Genomic DNA, 14,078 nt, shown 5'->3' with positions numbered 1-14,078 from the left:
AGCAGACTCCGGAGACGGCGACCATCGCGCGCAAGCACACGAACCTCGGCCTCGGCCGGCTCTATCTGCGGCGTTTCCTGCGCAACCGCCTCGCCGTCGTCGGAGTGGTGATCTTCGTGCTGCTGGTGCTGTTCGCTGCCGTCGGCGGCCGCTTCACCTCCTACGCCTACACCGACGCCGACTTCACCGCACTCACCCAGCCGCCGAGCGACCTCCACTGGTTCGGCACCAACCAGGGCGGCAACGACATCTACGCCTGTGCCGTGCACGGGCTCCAGCGCTCCCTGGTGATCGCCGTGAGCGTGTCGGTCCTGACGATCGTCCTGGCCGCGATCATCGGCTCCGGCGCCGCCTACTTCGGGGGCCGGGTGGAGCGGGTGACCCTTGCCGTCATCCACTTCCTCCTGATCGTCCCCTCGTTCCTCATCCTCGCTCTGGTCTCCCACCGGCTGGCCGGCGACTGGCGCGCCCTCATCGTCGTGCTGACCGTGTTCGGCTGGATGTCCACCGCGCGGGTGATCTGGTCCGTCTCCACCTCACTGCGCGAGCGGGACTACGTCAGGGCGGCCGAGTTCATGGGAGTCGGTCCGCTGCGGATCATCTTCCGCCACATCATTCCCAACCTCGGCTCCCTGCTGATCGTCAACCTGACGCTCGGAGTCGTGGCGACCGTGCTCAGCGAAACCGCCCTCTCTTTCCTCGGGTTCGGCGTCCAGACCCCGGACGTCTCCCTCGGCACGATGCTCGCGGACGGCGCGAGCACCGTCACGAGCGCCCCCTGGCTCTTCGCCTTCCCCGCCGGGCTGGTCGTTCTGCTCACCGTGTCGATGACCTTCATCGGCGACGGCCTGCGCGACGCCCTCGACCCCACGTCGGTGACCGGCTCGGCAGGAGGCCGACGATGACCCTCGCGAGCCCGCTGCCCACCCCGGCACCACCCACCGACGCGGTACCCGTCCTGTCCGTGCGGGATCTGCGGATCTCCTTCCCCTCCGAGGCCGGCACCGTCGAGGCGGTGCGCGGCGTGAGCTTCGACCTGCTGCCCGGCCGGACCCTCTGCATCGTCGGCGAATCCGGCTCGGGCAAGTCGGCCACCGCCATGGGCGTCATGGGCCTGCTGCCGCCCACCGCCGACCTGCGTGGCCAGGTGCTGCTCGGTGGAAGAAACCTCGTCGGCCTCGACGACCGAGTGCTGTCGAAGATCCGTGGCAACTCCATCGGCATGGTCTTCCAGGACCCCTTGTCCGCCCTCACACCGATTTTCTCGGTGGGCAGGCTGCTCTCCGACGCCCTGCGGGTCCACCAGGACCTGTCGAAGCGAGCGGCCTGGGAACAAGCCGTGCAACTGCTCGATCTGGTGGGCATCCCCGACCCGCGCGGCCGGGCCGCCGCCTTCCCGCACCAGTTCTCCGGCGGCATGCGCCAGCGCGTGGTCATCGCCATGGCCATCGCCAACAGGCCGTCCGTGCTCGTGGCCGACGAACCCACCACCGCACTCGACGTCACCGTGCAGGCCCAGATCCTCGACGTGCTGCGGCTGGCACAGCAGGAGACAGGCGCCGGTCTCGTCCTGATCACGCACGACCTGGGAGTCGTCGCGGGCCACGCGGACGACGTCGCCGTCATGTACGCCGGCCGGTTCGTGGAACAGGCGGGCGTCGGGGAACTCTTCCGCCGGCCGACGATGCCGTACACCGCGCGGCTGCTGGCCGCCGTGCCGACCGTGGACGGCGGGTCCCGCCGCCCCTTGGTCCCCATCGGCGGAGAGCCACCCGCCCTGGTGAACCTCCCCGACGGCTGCCCCTTCGCACCCCGCTGCGCCGTCGCCCTCGACGCGTGCCGCTCCGACGAACCGGAACTGCGTCACGTCACCGGGCACGGACACGTAGCCTGCCTCCGCGCCGCCGAGATCGCCGACGGATCCCTGGACCCGGCGGGCGATGCCGCGCCCGTCGCCCGACCGGCGGCCTCGCGTCGTGCGGAGGCCGGCGAGGTGGTGCTCCGTGTCGAGGACCTCGTCAAGACCTTCCCGGTCACCAAGGGCGCCCTCCTCAAGCGCCGGGTCGGCACGCTGCACGCCGTCAACCGGGTCAGCTTCGAGCTGCGCGCCGGCGAGACGCTCGCCCTGGTCGGTGAGTCCGGCAGCGGCAAGACCACGACCCTGATGGAGATCCTTCGGCTCGGACGGCCCGAAGGCGGCCGGATCGAGGTCGCCGGCATCGACGTCGGCACGGTCGCGTCCGGCGCGCGCCCACGGGAGCTGCGGCAGGACGTGCAGATCGTCATGCAGGACCCCCTGGGGGCTCTGGACCCTCGGATGCCCGTGTTCCATTCACTGGCCGAACCTCTGCGGGCGATCGGGCGTGATCGCGAGGCGATACGGGCACGGGTCCACGAACTGCTGACCCTGGTCGGTCTTGACGACTCGGTGTCCGACCGCTTCCCGGCCGCACTCTCCGGAGGCCAGCGCCAACGGGTCGGTATCGCCCGTGCCCTGGCGACGGAGCCGAAGCTGCTGGGGCTCGACGAGCCGCTCTCCGCCCTGGACGTCTCGGTACAGGCCGGGGTGATCAACCTGCTGGCGCGGCTCAAGCGTGAACTCGGCCTCGCCTACCTCGTGGTCGCCCACGATCTGGCCGTGGTCCGGTACATCTCCGACCGCATCGCGGTGATGTACCTGGGGCACATCGTCGAGACCGGGGACACCGAGGCGATCTTCTCCGATCCGAAGCACCCCTACACCCGTGCGCTGCTGTCGGCGATCCCGATACCCGACCCCGAGCGGGAACGAACCCGCGAACGCGTCGTGCTGGAGGGAGAGCAGCCGAACGCCGCGCGCATGCCCGCGGGGTGTGTCTTCGCCGACCGCTGCCCGCTGTACCGCCTTGCCGACGAGGAACTGCGGCACCGCTGTCGCACCCAGGCCCCCGTGCCGACCTCGGCAGCCGGACTCCCCGGCCATCAGTACGCCTGCCACGGCGTCTGAACACCGGCCCGGCGATGTTGTCCCCCACCCGCCCTTTTAAGGAACCCCCACCATGCGCACGAGACTGGCCCTGCCCGTCGCTCTGATCGCCGCCGCCTCCGTCACCGCCACCGCGTGCCAGTCCACGTCGGGGAAGGACTCCGCGCAGCCGGACGCGAAGAACGCTCCCTCGGCCGCATCGTCCGTCGCCGACTACAACCCCACGCCGTACGGCCGGATCAAGGAGGGGGGCACGTACACCACGGTCGGAACCTTCGACGACCAGGGCAATCCGTTCAACGTCAATGCCACGCTGACCGCTTCCCGTGTCTGGGCCTGGTACAACGCGGACGCGATCACCTACTCGCCGACCGGCGAGGTGCAGTACAACCCGGACTACCTCAGCGACGTGAAGGTCTCCGTGGCAGGCGGGAAGCAGAAGGTCACGCTCACCATCAACCCCAAGGCCGTCTTCAATGACGGCACACCCATCGACTGGACCGCGATCAAGGCCACGTGGAAGGCCAACAACGGTTCCGACAAGGCCTACGCCGCCTCCTCCACGGACGGCTACGACCAGATCACCTCGGTCGAGAAGGGCAGCAACGCCAAGCAGGCCGTGATCACCTTCAGGGGAGTGAACCCTTCCTGGTCGAGCCTGTTCACCACCTTCCTGCATCCCAAGGCCGCGACGGTCCAGAACTTCAACAACGCCTACGTCAAGAAGGCGCACCCGGAGTGGGGCGCGGGGCCGTACACCGTCGGCACGTGGGACACCCACTCGGGCGGCATCACGTTCGTCCGCAACCCGAAGTGGTGGGGCAGGAAGGGCAAGCTCGACAAGCGCGTCTACGTCAACCTGGAATCGACGGCGGCGGTCAACGCCTTCAGGAACGGGCAACTGGACTACGTATCCGCGGTCGACGCCGAGAGCCTCAAGCAGATCAAGGGGCTCCGGGGCACGGAGATCCGCAGTGGCGGAAGCCCCTTCGAGTACTCGCTCTACTTCAACACCAAGTCCTCCGTCCTCGCCGACAAGGCGGTGCGCAAGGCCATCGAGGAGAGCATCGACCGCACCCAGATCGCGAAGATCCAGTTCCAGGGCCTCGACTACCGCGAGCCGCTGCCGGGCTCCGCCATCCTGTACAGCTTCCAGAAGGGCTACGAGGACAACGTCTCGGCCGTGCTGAAGTACGCGCCGGACGAGGCGCGCAAGGCACTCGACGCAGCGGGCTGGAAGCCCGGGGCCGACGGTGTACGGGTCAAGAACGGCAAGAAGCTCGAAGTCGGCTACACGCTCCTGGGTGACGACCCGCTGGACAAGGCGACCGCCGGAGCCTTCGCGGCGATGCTGAAATCCGTGGGCGTCCGCCTCGACATCAGGAAGGCCGACGAGGCGGACTTCTCCAAGATCCTCAGCGACCGCACGTTCGATCTGTTCCTGTCGGGGAACCGCTCGATGGACCCGTTCGGCGCCCGCTACCTGTGCGACTTCTACTGCTCCGACCGGGACTCCAACATCACCGGTGCGGGTTCGCCCGCGCTGGACAGGGAGATCCGTGCCACCACCACGATCGCCGACCTCGGCAAGCAGGCCGCGGCGGCCAACCAGGTCGAGCGCAAGGCACTCCAGGAGTACGCCTTCCTTCCCCTGTTCAGCGGCCCCTCGACCTACGGCGCGAAGAAGGGTCTCGCCAATGTCGGCGCGACCATCTTCTACAACCCGCTCCCGGAGACGGTCGGCTGGGAGAAGTGACCACCCCGCAGGCCGGTACCGGCGGACGGGTACCCGCCGTCCGCCGACCTGTCCTCCGGGTGACCGCCCTTGCCGACCGCGGCTTCGTCGAACAGCGCTCACACATGCATGCGGTAGCGTCCGGGCGCGCACGGCCCGTCTAACAGGGCCCAAGGGGGGCAGGGGACACGGTGGCACCGCGGCTGGGTGGCGAGACGGACAAGTTCGGCAACCGCTATGAGGGAGCCTGGACGATCAGACATGCCCTGTACGTCCTCCTGGGCTCGGGCACGTCGCTCTGCGTCGAACCGGGTGGGCCGCTGGGTGACGGGGTGGAGTTCGTCTACCGGCACGACCACGGGACGGAGGTCCACCAGGTCAAGCGGCAGAACCGCAACGCGAACAGTTATGTGGCCTCTCTTCGCGACAAGGGAGTATGGGAGAGCCTGCGTTCGCACGTTGAGGCTGGCCGGGCGTTCCACTATGTCTCAGTACTCCCCGCCCGTGCGCTCGACGAACTCGCCGACCGCGCCCGTCGCTCCGACGATCTCGTCTCCTTCGAGACCGAGTGACTGACGGACGAACTCCGGGGCCCCTTCAACGCCCTCGCCTCGAGGGGCATCTACGGCTCGACCGCGACGGCCTGGAGGATGTTGCGAGGGCTTCGGGTGGAGTGGCACGACGAACGGGATCTCGTGCACACCAACGCGGTCCTGGCCGAACAGGCCTTGGTAGGAGCACCGGGCCGCCTGGCGGCGCTCGCCCTCGGCCAAGTCCTGCTCGACAACCTGGGAACCACACTCGACGCCGCGGCCCTCACCACCCGGATGGCACCGTACGGACTGCGGGGCGTCGTGCGGGCCGATGCTGTCGCGGTGTCCGACGCTGTGAGAACGGTGACGCGCCGGTGGGCAGCGAGCGTCGAACGTACGTTGCTCCGGCCCACAATCCCCCGGGAGGAGACCGCCTGTCTCGTGGCAGAGGTCAGGGAAGGCACCCGGCGGATCGTCCTGCTGACCGGGACCGCGGGCGGCGGGAAGAGCGCCGTGCTGCACCAGACCTTCACCGTCCTCGACGAGGCGGCCACTCCGGTGCTCGCTTTCCGTCTCGACCGTCTGGAACCCTTCGGCTCGACCCATGAACTGGGGCAGCGTGTCGGCCTGCCCATGTCCCCGGTCGGTGCTCTCGGCGCCGTGGCGGCCGGGCGGTCCTGCGTCCTCGTCGTTGACCAGCTCGACGCCGTGAGCATGGCGTCGGGACGCATCCCGGAAACCTTCGAAGCGGTGGCCGACCTGGTGGACGAGGCTGCGGCGTATCCCGGCATGCGGGTGGTCCTGGCCTGCCGCGCTTTCGACGCCGAGGCCGACGCCCGCATCCGCAGACTCACCGCCCCGGACCACTGCACACGCGTCACGGTCGGGGCGCTCTCCGACGCCCAGGTCGATACCGCCGTCACCAGCCTGAACCTGGACGTCTCCCGACTGGCTCCGCCGCAAAGGGCGTTGCTGCGCTCACCGCTGCATCTGGTCCTCCTCGCCCAGGTAGCGGACCAGGAGGAGGCCCTCCTCTTCCACACCACCCGCCAGCTTTTCGATGCCTTCTGGGACACCAAGCAGGAGGCGTGCGCCCGGCGTCCGTCCGTGCGCCTCCACGACGCGGTCTCGGCCGTCGTCGCCGCCATGAGTGCGCGCCGGCGGCTGTCCGTGCCGCACAGCGTGCTCGACACGGACGACCTCGCCGCCAGCCGGAAGGTACTGGAGTCCGAACACGTCTTTGTGCGCGACGGCCGTCAACTGGCCTTCCTTCACGAGAGCTTCTTTGACTACGCCTTCGCCCGCGAATGGCTCCGGCGGGAAGAGAGCCTCGTCGCCTTCCTCACCGGCGGGGAGCAGGAGTTGTTCCGCCGCGGGCAGCTCCGGCAAGTACTCGATCACCTGCGGGATCTCCACCCGGAACGGTTCGCCGAGGAGGTCGAGGCACTGCTGACCAGTCCGGACATCCGCTACCACCTCAAGCACCTGACCATGGATGTGCTGCGCGGCCTGGACGCTCCCACCGCTGCCGAGTGGGGCGCCGTCGCCCGTGTGCTGGACACGCGCCCGCCCTTCCGCGACCGCCTCGTCGACATGCTCGGCACGCCCGCCTGGTTCCGTCGCGGGGACGACGAGGGAGTCTTCGAGGACTGGCTCGACAGCGCCGACACGAGGGAACAGGAATGGGCGGTACGGCTGTTGGTAGCGGTCGCCGATGCCCTGCCCGACCGGGTGGCCCGCCTTCTGGAACCGCACACCACTGACTCCGGGTACGGTGCGTGGCTGCTCCGGATCGTTCCCCGCGCCCGCCTCGCCGGCAGCCGCCCACTTTTCGACCTGCTGCTCGGCGGCGTGCGCGCGGGCCTCTTCGCCGGCCTCGAACACGCCCTTTGGGACCCGGCGGGCGATCTGGCGGCCGAAGAACCCCTTTGGGTGGTCGAGTTGCTGGGAGCGCTGCTGGCGGAACGCCCGGACGCCCTCCAGCTCGACGACCAAGGCAGGGTGGCGGTACTGCTGATCCGGGACTACACGGCACTCAAGACGGTGACCGTCGCCGCTGTGGGCGCACCGGAGGAGTTCTGCGTCCGGTTCCTGCCGGTCCTCCTGGCCGTCATGAGCCTGACCGCTTATCCGGTTCGGACGGGGTGGCCCTGTCCAAGACCGCCACTTCTCGCACCGCCATCCCGGAGACGACCTCGGCGACCTCGAGGGCGATCACGCACAGGAGTTGGTGGTCCTCTACGAGGGTTTGGTCAAGGTGACCGCCCGGCTGGACCGTGACCGGGTGTTGCTGAGGGACATCAGGATCGCCGGGGACATCGTGGGCGAGGTGGCGGCGATGGGTGTCGGACCGCGATCGGCCACGGTCACCGCCTGCGGCGATGTGGCCGCCACCGTCGTCCCGCGCAATGACCTGGAGCACCTCTTCCTTGCTCACCCCGAGGCGTCGCTGGCCCTCAACCGCATGCTCTCTGCGGCAGATTGCGCCGAGCCGACCGCCTACGGCTGGAGCTGGGCGCATACCCCGTCCCGGTCCGGCTGGCGCGCGTCCTCGTCGAACTCGCGGAGTCGTACGGGAAGCCCAGGCAGACGCTTAGAACTCCTAACGAAATGATCTTCGAGGTGGTTGGATCACTCCGAGACCGTTGATCCGGGGGTGTGGGGTGGCTCGGCCGAAGCCGTGGGAAGCCGATGACGAGTTGTGGGCGGTGGTCGAGCCGCTGTTGCCCAAGGTTGAGCGTCGGACCCGGCATCCGGGACGCAGGCGGCATCCGGACCGGCTGGTGTTCCAGGGCATCCTGTTCGTGCTGCACACCGGGATCTCCTGGGAACACCTGCCGCAGGAACTCGGCTTCGGGTCGGGTATGACCTGCTGGCGCCGTCTGGCCGAGTGGACCGAGGCAGGAGTGTGGCCCCGGCTGCATGAAGTCCTCCTTGCCGGGCTCCGCTGCGCGAACGCCCTGGACTTCTCCCGTGCCACGGTCGACGGCTCCCACATCCGGGCGTTGAAGGGGGAGCCAAGACGGGACGAAGTCCCGTCGGCCGGGGCAGGACGGGCAGCAAGCATCACCTGATCACGGACGCCACGGGCATCCCGCTCGCCGCAACCGCGACCGGCGGCAACCGCAACGATGTCACCCAGCTGATCCCACTCCTCCAAGCCGTGCCGCCCGTGCGGGGCAAGCTCGGCCGGCCCCGGCCCCGGCCCCGGCCCCGGCCCCGGCGCCGCCCCGACGCGGTGCTGGGTGACCGCGGCTACGACCACGACAAGTACGCCGAATCGTATGGGACCTCGGCGTGAAGCCTCTGATCGCCTGCCACGGCACCGAGCACGGCTCCGGCCTGGGCACCCAACGCTGGGTCGTGGAACGCGCCTTCGCCCACCTGCACTGGTTCCGCCGCCTGCGAATCCGCTGGGAGATACGCGACGACACCCACGAAGCGTTCCTCAGCCTCGGATGCGCACTGATCTGCCGGCGGCGCCTGAAGTCATTGCGTCAGGAGTTCTTAAAGGGGGACGCCCCGTCCGACAGGGCGTCCCCCTTCGCTGTGACCACGGACGTCTCAGCCGCCATCACAGCCGACCGTAGGCAGACGACGTCCGCCTACGGCCGTCACCCGCGGTGACCTCACGACCCGCCCTCTCAGATGAGGCCGCCGGCGGCCGCGATCGTCTGACCGGTGACCCAGCGCGCGTCGTCACTCGCGAGGAAGGCGACGACATCGGCGATGTCTTCTGGGCGCCCGAGCCGTCCGAGAGGGGTCCGGGCGATGAACGCGTCGGCGTTCGCCCGGAATTCCGGTGACAGGCCGTCGGTGTCGGTCAAGCCCGGAAGCACGACGTTGACCGTGATCTTCCTGTTCCCCAGTTCCTTAGCCAGCACGTGGCCGAAATACTCCATCGCGGCTTTGCTGCCGCCATACGCGGCGACGCGTTGGCTCGGTTCCTTGGTGTGCCCCGTGGAGATGTTGACGATACGACCCCCGTCGCGAACGAGGTTCGCCGCCTGCTGCAGCGCCAGGAAGGTCCCCTTGACATTGACGGCCAACAGCCGGTCGAGGTCCTCGACAGAGAAGGTGGATATGGAACCGAAGGCCCGCATGCCAGCGTTGTTGACGACGATATCGAGACCACCGAACGCGGCGACCGATTCCTCGAACAGGCGGGTGACATCGCCCGGCACGGCGAGGTCGGCCTGCACAGCCACGGCCTTACTGCCCCATTCCTCGATCTCCCTGACGACATCCCGCGCGGCGGCCTCATTCGAGTGGTAATTGACCACTACATTTGCGCCGTCCCGCCCCAGACGCGACGCAATGGCCCGGCCGATTCCCCGCGAAGAAGCCGTGACGAGCGCCACGCTTTGATCCAGACCCACAGCACATCTCCTTTTAATTTCCACGCCTCATATCGGCTTCCGACGTCGTCGGGCCCAGAGAGAAAACTATGAGCGAGCCCTCTCCCCGTTGTCCAATCATGTTCTGACATTGCCGTGATAATATTTTGTTATGGATATCTCGATGAAAGGGCTACGCTGCTTTGTCGCGGTCGCCGAGGAAAGGCATTTCGGCCATGCGGCCGAACGGCTGGGGATCGCGCAGCCCGCGGTGACCCAGCAACTGCAGCGGCTCGAGGCGGCGCTGGACATGAAGCTCGTGCACCGGGATGGCCGCACAGTTCTGCTCACCGAGGCCGGAGCGGCCTTCCTCTCGCACGCGCGTGACGCCCTGGAGTCCAGTCAACTGGCAGTCCAAGCGGGGAAAGCGGCAACCCGGGGGCAGGGGGGCATGCTCACGATCGGACTGGCCCCCGCGGTTCCACCTGCGCACCTGGCCGATCTGCTGCGACGGTTCGCCACCGACCGGCCCCGCATCCGACTCCAGATCCGGGAGACCCGTCTCGAAGACACTCTTGCCCAACTGGCGCAAGGGACGATCCAACTCGCGCTGGCGAGCGGATTCGCCGCACCATCGCGTCCCCCGCAGATCGAGGCGATACAGCTTGCGGAAGAAACCCTTGCCGTCGCGCTGCACCGCGACCACCCTCTCGTCGGGCGCGCGGTACTGCACTTGGCGGACCTCGCGGACGAGCGTTTCAGCGTGATCACCCGGGACGCCGTGCGAGGGCAACCCTTCGGGATCCACGGCCTGTGTCAACGGACCGGATTCCAGGCACTCAAGTTCGCCGAGGTCCACGACGTCACCCTGCAACTCGCGATGATCGCGACCGGCCTGAGCGTGGGAGTGCTGCCATCAAGCATGTCCCGGTATGCACCCGCCGAGGTGGCCTTCGTTCCGTTGGCGCACGAGGACCCACTCCGCACGCTGCTCCTCTACGACCGGCGGCACGTACCTGTGGGAGTCCGCGAGATTCTCCGACTGGCCACACCGACCAGCCCGCCACCTTCTGTCGGCAAGCGTGAGTTGCAGCAGTTGAGTAAGACGGAGCTGTATCAGCGGGCCGGTGAGCAGGGCATCGCCGGCGTCCGCGCCCACCAGCACGCTGCCGCCACCGGCCGAAAAGGGGCCGGCAGTGCCCGGACGATCCGGACGATCACGCCCTCGGCCGATCCCGAGGAGGAGTGACCACCAAACTCCACCTCGCCTGCGACGGCCGCGGCCGGCCCCTCGCGATCCTGCTGACTCCCGGCCAACGCCACGACAGCATCGGCGCAGGCCCCCTCCCTGAACGCATCCACGTCCCGCGCACCGGCCCCGGCCGGCCACGCCACAGACCCGACCAGGTCATCGCCGACAACGAGATACAACAAGACCGCCACCTCATACGAGGCAGCGGTCAGTCTGGCGTCATTCCTGCTTTGAACAAGATCCGTTTGACGACGGGCCCTAGACTAGCCCGCGTCTGACGGTCAGCGGCGCGAGTGGATGATGTGGTGGTCGCGCAGGCTCTGTCCGGTTTCCCGAAGGGTCCGCGCGGCAGGGCGTGCTGTCCAGCCCAGCTCGTCGATCGCCTTCTGGCTGGACAGCCGCTCGGGGCGGCCGACGTAGCCGAGGGCCAGGCGCAGGGCGGGGTCGAAGCGGGCGGCGAGCCACATTGCCCAGTAGGGGAGGCGCCGGGTGGGGACGCGGAAGCCCGCGGGACCGAACTCGGTGGCGAGGACGCGGGCCATGTCGAGCATCGAGGTGTACGTACCGCCGCAGAGGTAGCGGTTGCCGGGGGCTCGCGGGTTCTCCATGGCCAGTCGGTGCGCGGTAGCGATGTCCCGGACGTCGACGAGGCTGAAGCCGAGGTCGGGGACTGCCGGCATGGATCGGTCGAGCAGTCGTTGGACGACCGCGTTGGAGGTGTTCACTTCGGCGCGCTGCAGAGGGCCAAGGACGAGTGCGGGGAGCAGCGTTACCAGGTCGAGGCGGCTCTTGTCGGGCAGGTCGTCGTAGAACTTCCAGGCGGCGCGCTCGGCGAGGGTCTTGCTCTTCTCGTAGGGCGAGCAGTTCTCGATGCGCGACCAGTCGTCCTCGGTGTGGTGGCCGTCCTCGGGTTCGGCGCGGCCAGCGTTGACCGCCAGGGATGACGATGTCAGGACCACGCGGCGGACGGTGTCGCTCGCGGCCGCGGCGCGCAGTACGCGCAAGGTGCCGTCGACCGCGGGGCGGACGACCTGGTCCTCGGTGCGCGGGACCGAGGGTGGGTTCGGTGAGGCCACGTGCAGTACGAAGGTGCATCCGTCGACCGCTTCGGCCCAGCCCTCGTCAGTGTCCAGGTGGGCGGCGACGAAGTCGACACGCCGGCCGAGATCGGCTGCCAGAGCGGTCAAGTGGGTGACCTTTTCGGTCCGTGCGGGGTCGCGGACCGTGCCGCGGACGGCGTATCCATGCCGGAGCAGTTCCTCGATGCAGTGCCCGGCGACGAAGCCGGAAGCGCCGGTGACCAGGACGGTGTCGGGCTGGGGGAAGCTCATGAGTTTCCTGTCGAATGTTCTTTTTGCCCATGATCTGGGCGCTGAACGGAGATGTGGCCGGTGAGGTGTGGGTGTCATGACCAGGTGGATCACGCGACGGGTCCCACGGGTGGTGTGGGCTGTCGCGGGTGGGAGCGCAGTGCCGCACGGGTCAGCCGTGCCATGGCCGGGGGGAGCGGGATCGGTCCATGCGTAGTCCTCCGCTGAGGAGGGCTTGTTCTGGAGGTGCCGACCGCGAGCCCGGGCCGCATCGGGTAACCACATGCTGGGGCGCTGCCCGCCGGTGCACGTCATCGGTGATGCCTGTCCGGGCTGCGGTGCGACGATCCTGGCGATCATCGGGCCGTGCGACGGTTTCAGATCTGGTTCTCGCCACCGTCGACGTACAGGTTGGCGCCCATTATGTAGCTGCTGTCCGCGGAAGCGAGGAAGGCCACGGTGGCGGCGGCCTCCTCCGGGCGTCCGATCCGGCCGATCGCGACTTCGGTGCCGAGCTTCGCCTTGAAAGCGGCTGCGCTTTCCTCGCCGACGAGGTCAGTGATGCCGGAGGTGTCGATCGGCCCGGGCGAGATCGCGTTGACACGAACGCCCCGGCTGTTGAGTTCGTTGGCCCAGGTCCGTGCGAAAGACCGGACAGCGGCCTTGGACGCCGCGTACGCGCCGAACGCCGGTGTGCCGTGGTCGGCGGCCGTGGAGGCGATCAGGATGACCGAGGCGCCGTCATTCAAGAGCGGCAGCGCCTTCTGCACAGTCAGGAGCGTGCCCTTGACGTTGACCTCGAAGATGCGGTCGAAGTCCTCGCCGGTGATCTGCTCCAGGGTGGCGAACGAGGCGGTGGCCGCGTTGGCGAACAGCGCGTCCAGGCCCCGCCCCCGCTCGCGCACCACGTCGTACAGCGGGTCCAGATCGGCCGGGTCCGTGATGTCGCCCGGCACCGCGGTGACCGAGGAGCCGACGGACTCGACCGCCTCCTTCAGTTCGGCCTAACGCCGGCCGGTGATGAACACATGCGCTCCCTCGGCCGCCAGCCGCGCAGCGGTGGCTCGGCCGATGCCTCGCGTCCCGCCGCCCGTGACGACAGCCGTCTTGCCATCGAGTGTTCCCATGATGTGACCTCTGTCTATTTCTATTCCGACTGGGACAGAAATAGACTGTAGCACTTCTGGTCCGGTCGGGACAGAAAGGGTATGGTCTGGAGCATGGAAGCTACGAAGAGGACACCGATCGGCCGGCCTCGAGGGTTCGACACCGACGAGGCCCTGCAACGGGCCATGGTCGTCTTCTGGGAACACGGCTATGACGCCGTCAGCCTCACCGACCTGACCCGCGCCATGGGGATCACCAAGACCAGCATGTACGCGGCCTTCGGCAACAAGGAGGACCTCTTCCGAAAGGCCCTGGAACGTTATGCCGAGGGCCCTGCCTCCTACAGCGCCCTCGCACTGCGGGAGCCCACCGCCCGGAAGGTGGCCACCGCCTACCTCACCGGCTCCGTCCATGCCTCCACCCGGGCCGGCTGTCCGGCCGGATGCCTCGGGGTCCAGGGTTTCCTGGCCGCGGGCCGCCTCGGACGGAGCGCCAGCGACGCGCTTGTCGCGTGGCGCAACGACAACCGGGCACACCTTCACGACCGCTTCCGACGAGCCATCGACGAGGGCGACCTGCCCGCCGGCACAAACCCGGACACCCTTGCCCGCTACCTCATGACCATGGCGAACGGCATCGCGGTCCAGGCGGCCATGGGCGCCACCCGCGACGAACTCCAACAGGTCGCAGACGCCGCCCTCCACACCTGGCCCCCCGCCTGACGGGCTGCCGCACGATTGATCCTGGGGCCGCGTCGGCCTATGGGTTCGTCCGGCTGGTGCTCACTCGCAGACCGGCCCATTAGCGCCTGACGCTGTCGAGGATCCTGGCCAGGGCCA

General features: G+C 68.6%; 11 protein-coding genes and 2 pseudogenes. 10 read left to right on the top strand and 3 right to left on the bottom strand.

The window, feature by feature from the left end; translation table 11 throughout:
• The first annotated feature begins 23 nt into the window (after nucleotides 1–23).
• The 7 genes and pseudogenes from D9753_RS03920 to D9753_RS03895 all read left to right on the top strand — a co-directional run.
• Complete coding sequence (locus D9753_RS03920) at nucleotides 24–905, top strand: ABC transporter permease (RefSeq protein WP_121790886.1); 882 nt, start codon at nucleotides 24–26, stop codon at nucleotides 903–905.
• Nucleotides 902–2,986, top strand: coding sequence for a dipeptide ABC transporter ATP-binding protein (locus D9753_RS03915; protein ID WP_121785728.1), 2,085 nt, complete (start codon nucleotides 902–904; stop codon nucleotides 2,984–2,986). The genes D9753_RS03920 and D9753_RS03915 overlap by 4 nt, the downstream gene beginning before the upstream one ends.
• A gap of 52 nt (nucleotides 2,987–3,038) precedes the next feature.
• Nucleotides 3,039–4,721, top strand: a complete 1,683-nt coding sequence (locus tag D9753_RS03910; protein WP_205614046.1) for an ABC transporter family substrate-binding protein — start codon at nucleotides 3,039–3,041, stop codon at nucleotides 4,719–4,721.
• Between the two features lie 170 nt (nucleotides 4,722–4,891).
• A complete protein-coding gene (locus D9753_RS03905) occupies nucleotides 4,892–5,272 on the top strand; it encodes a hypothetical protein (protein WP_121785727.1) in 381 nt (126 codons plus the stop codon).
• 96 nt (nucleotides 5,273–5,368) lie between these two features.
• Nucleotides 5,369–7,513, top strand: a complete 2,145-nt coding sequence (locus D9753_RS36340; RefSeq protein ID WP_163010612.1) for a hypothetical protein — start codon at nucleotides 5,369–5,371, stop codon at nucleotides 7,511–7,513.
• Nucleotides 7,464–7,847 (top strand): Crp/Fnr family transcriptional regulator, encoded by a 384-nt coding sequence (locus D9753_RS03900; RefSeq protein WP_163010611.1) that lies wholly within the window; start codon nucleotides 7,464–7,466, stop codon nucleotides 7,845–7,847. The genes D9753_RS36340 and D9753_RS03900 overlap by 50 nt, the downstream gene beginning before the upstream one ends.
• Before the next feature lie 49 nt (nucleotides 7,848–7,896).
• Nucleotides 7,897–8,725: pseudogene (locus tag D9753_RS03895) on the top strand (IS5 family transposase); the annotation flags it as partial.
• Between the two features lie 152 nt (nucleotides 8,726–8,877).
• On the opposite strand, the gene D9753_RS03890 reads toward D9753_RS03895, so the two are convergent.
• A complete protein-coding gene (locus D9753_RS03890) occupies nucleotides 8,878–9,594 on the bottom strand; it encodes an SDR family oxidoreductase (protein WP_240468022.1) in 717 nt (238 codons plus the stop codon).
• A gap of 148 nt (nucleotides 9,595–9,742) precedes the next feature.
• Here D9753_RS03890 and D9753_RS03885 point away from each other — a divergent pair, with 148 nt between their 5' ends.
• Nucleotides 9,743–10,819, top strand: coding sequence for a LysR family transcriptional regulator (locus D9753_RS03885; RefSeq protein ID WP_121785725.1), 1,077 nt, complete (start codon nucleotides 9,743–9,745; stop codon nucleotides 10,817–10,819).
• Nucleotides 10,816–11,100, top strand: a complete 285-nt coding sequence (locus tag D9753_RS39225) for a transposase (RefSeq protein ID WP_121785724.1) — start codon at nucleotides 10,816–10,818, stop codon at nucleotides 11,098–11,100. Before D9753_RS03885 ends, D9753_RS39225 begins: the two co-directional genes overlap by 4 nt.
• A 3-nt stretch (nucleotides 11,101–11,103) precedes the next feature.
• On the opposite strand, the gene D9753_RS03875 is transcribed toward D9753_RS39225, so the two are convergent.
• Nucleotides 11,104–12,153 carry an SDR family oxidoreductase gene (locus D9753_RS03875; protein ID WP_121785723.1) on the bottom strand — a complete coding sequence of 350 codons (1,050 nt, stop codon included), beginning with the start codon at nucleotides 12,151–12,153 and terminating at the stop codon, nucleotides 11,104–11,106.
• Nucleotides 12,154–12,509: 356 nt separating this feature from the next.
• Nucleotides 12,510–13,259 (bottom strand): annotated as a pseudogene (locus D9753_RS03870) (SDR family NAD(P)-dependent oxidoreductase).
• Nucleotides 13,260–13,352: 93 nt separating this feature from the next.
• On the opposite strand from D9753_RS03870, the gene D9753_RS03865 reads away from it, so the two are divergent.
• Nucleotides 13,353–13,961: a TetR/AcrR family transcriptional regulator gene (locus D9753_RS03865; RefSeq protein WP_121790883.1), complete on the top strand. Its 609-nt coding sequence runs from the start codon at nucleotides 13,353–13,355 to the stop codon at nucleotides 13,959–13,961.
• The last annotated feature ends 117 nt before the right edge of the window (nucleotides 13,962–14,078 follow it).

This window comes from Streptomyces dangxiongensis, assembly GCF_003675325.1.
In the GTDB taxonomy this organism is placed as follows: Bacteria; Actinomycetota; Actinomycetes; order Streptomycetales; family Streptomycetaceae; genus Streptomyces; species Streptomyces dangxiongensis.
Note: the sequence above shows the minus strand (reverse complement) of the source record. Positions and strands in the feature narration are given on the sequence as shown.

Bases quoted from the DNA above. Each gene is read 5' to 3' on its own strand.
- D9753_RS03910 (WP_205614046.1), top strand. From the start codon at position 3,039: ATGCGCACGAGACTGGCCCTGCCCGTCGCTCTGATCGCCGCCGCCTCC.
- D9753_RS03915 (WP_121785728.1), top strand. From the start codon at position 902: ATGACCCTCGCGAGCCCGCTGCCCACCCCGGCACCACCCACCGACGCG.
- D9753_RS03865 (WP_121790883.1), top strand. From the start codon at position 13,353: ATGGAAGCTACGAAGAGGACACCGATCGGCCGGCCTCGAGGGTTCGAC.
- D9753_RS03885 (WP_121785725.1), top strand. From the start codon at position 9,743: ATGGATATCTCGATGAAAGGGCTACGCTGCTTTGTCGCGGTCGCCGAG.
- D9753_RS03875 (WP_121785723.1), bottom strand. From the start codon at position 12,153: ATGAGCTTCCCCCAGCCCGACACCGTCCTGGTCACCGGCGCTTCCGGC.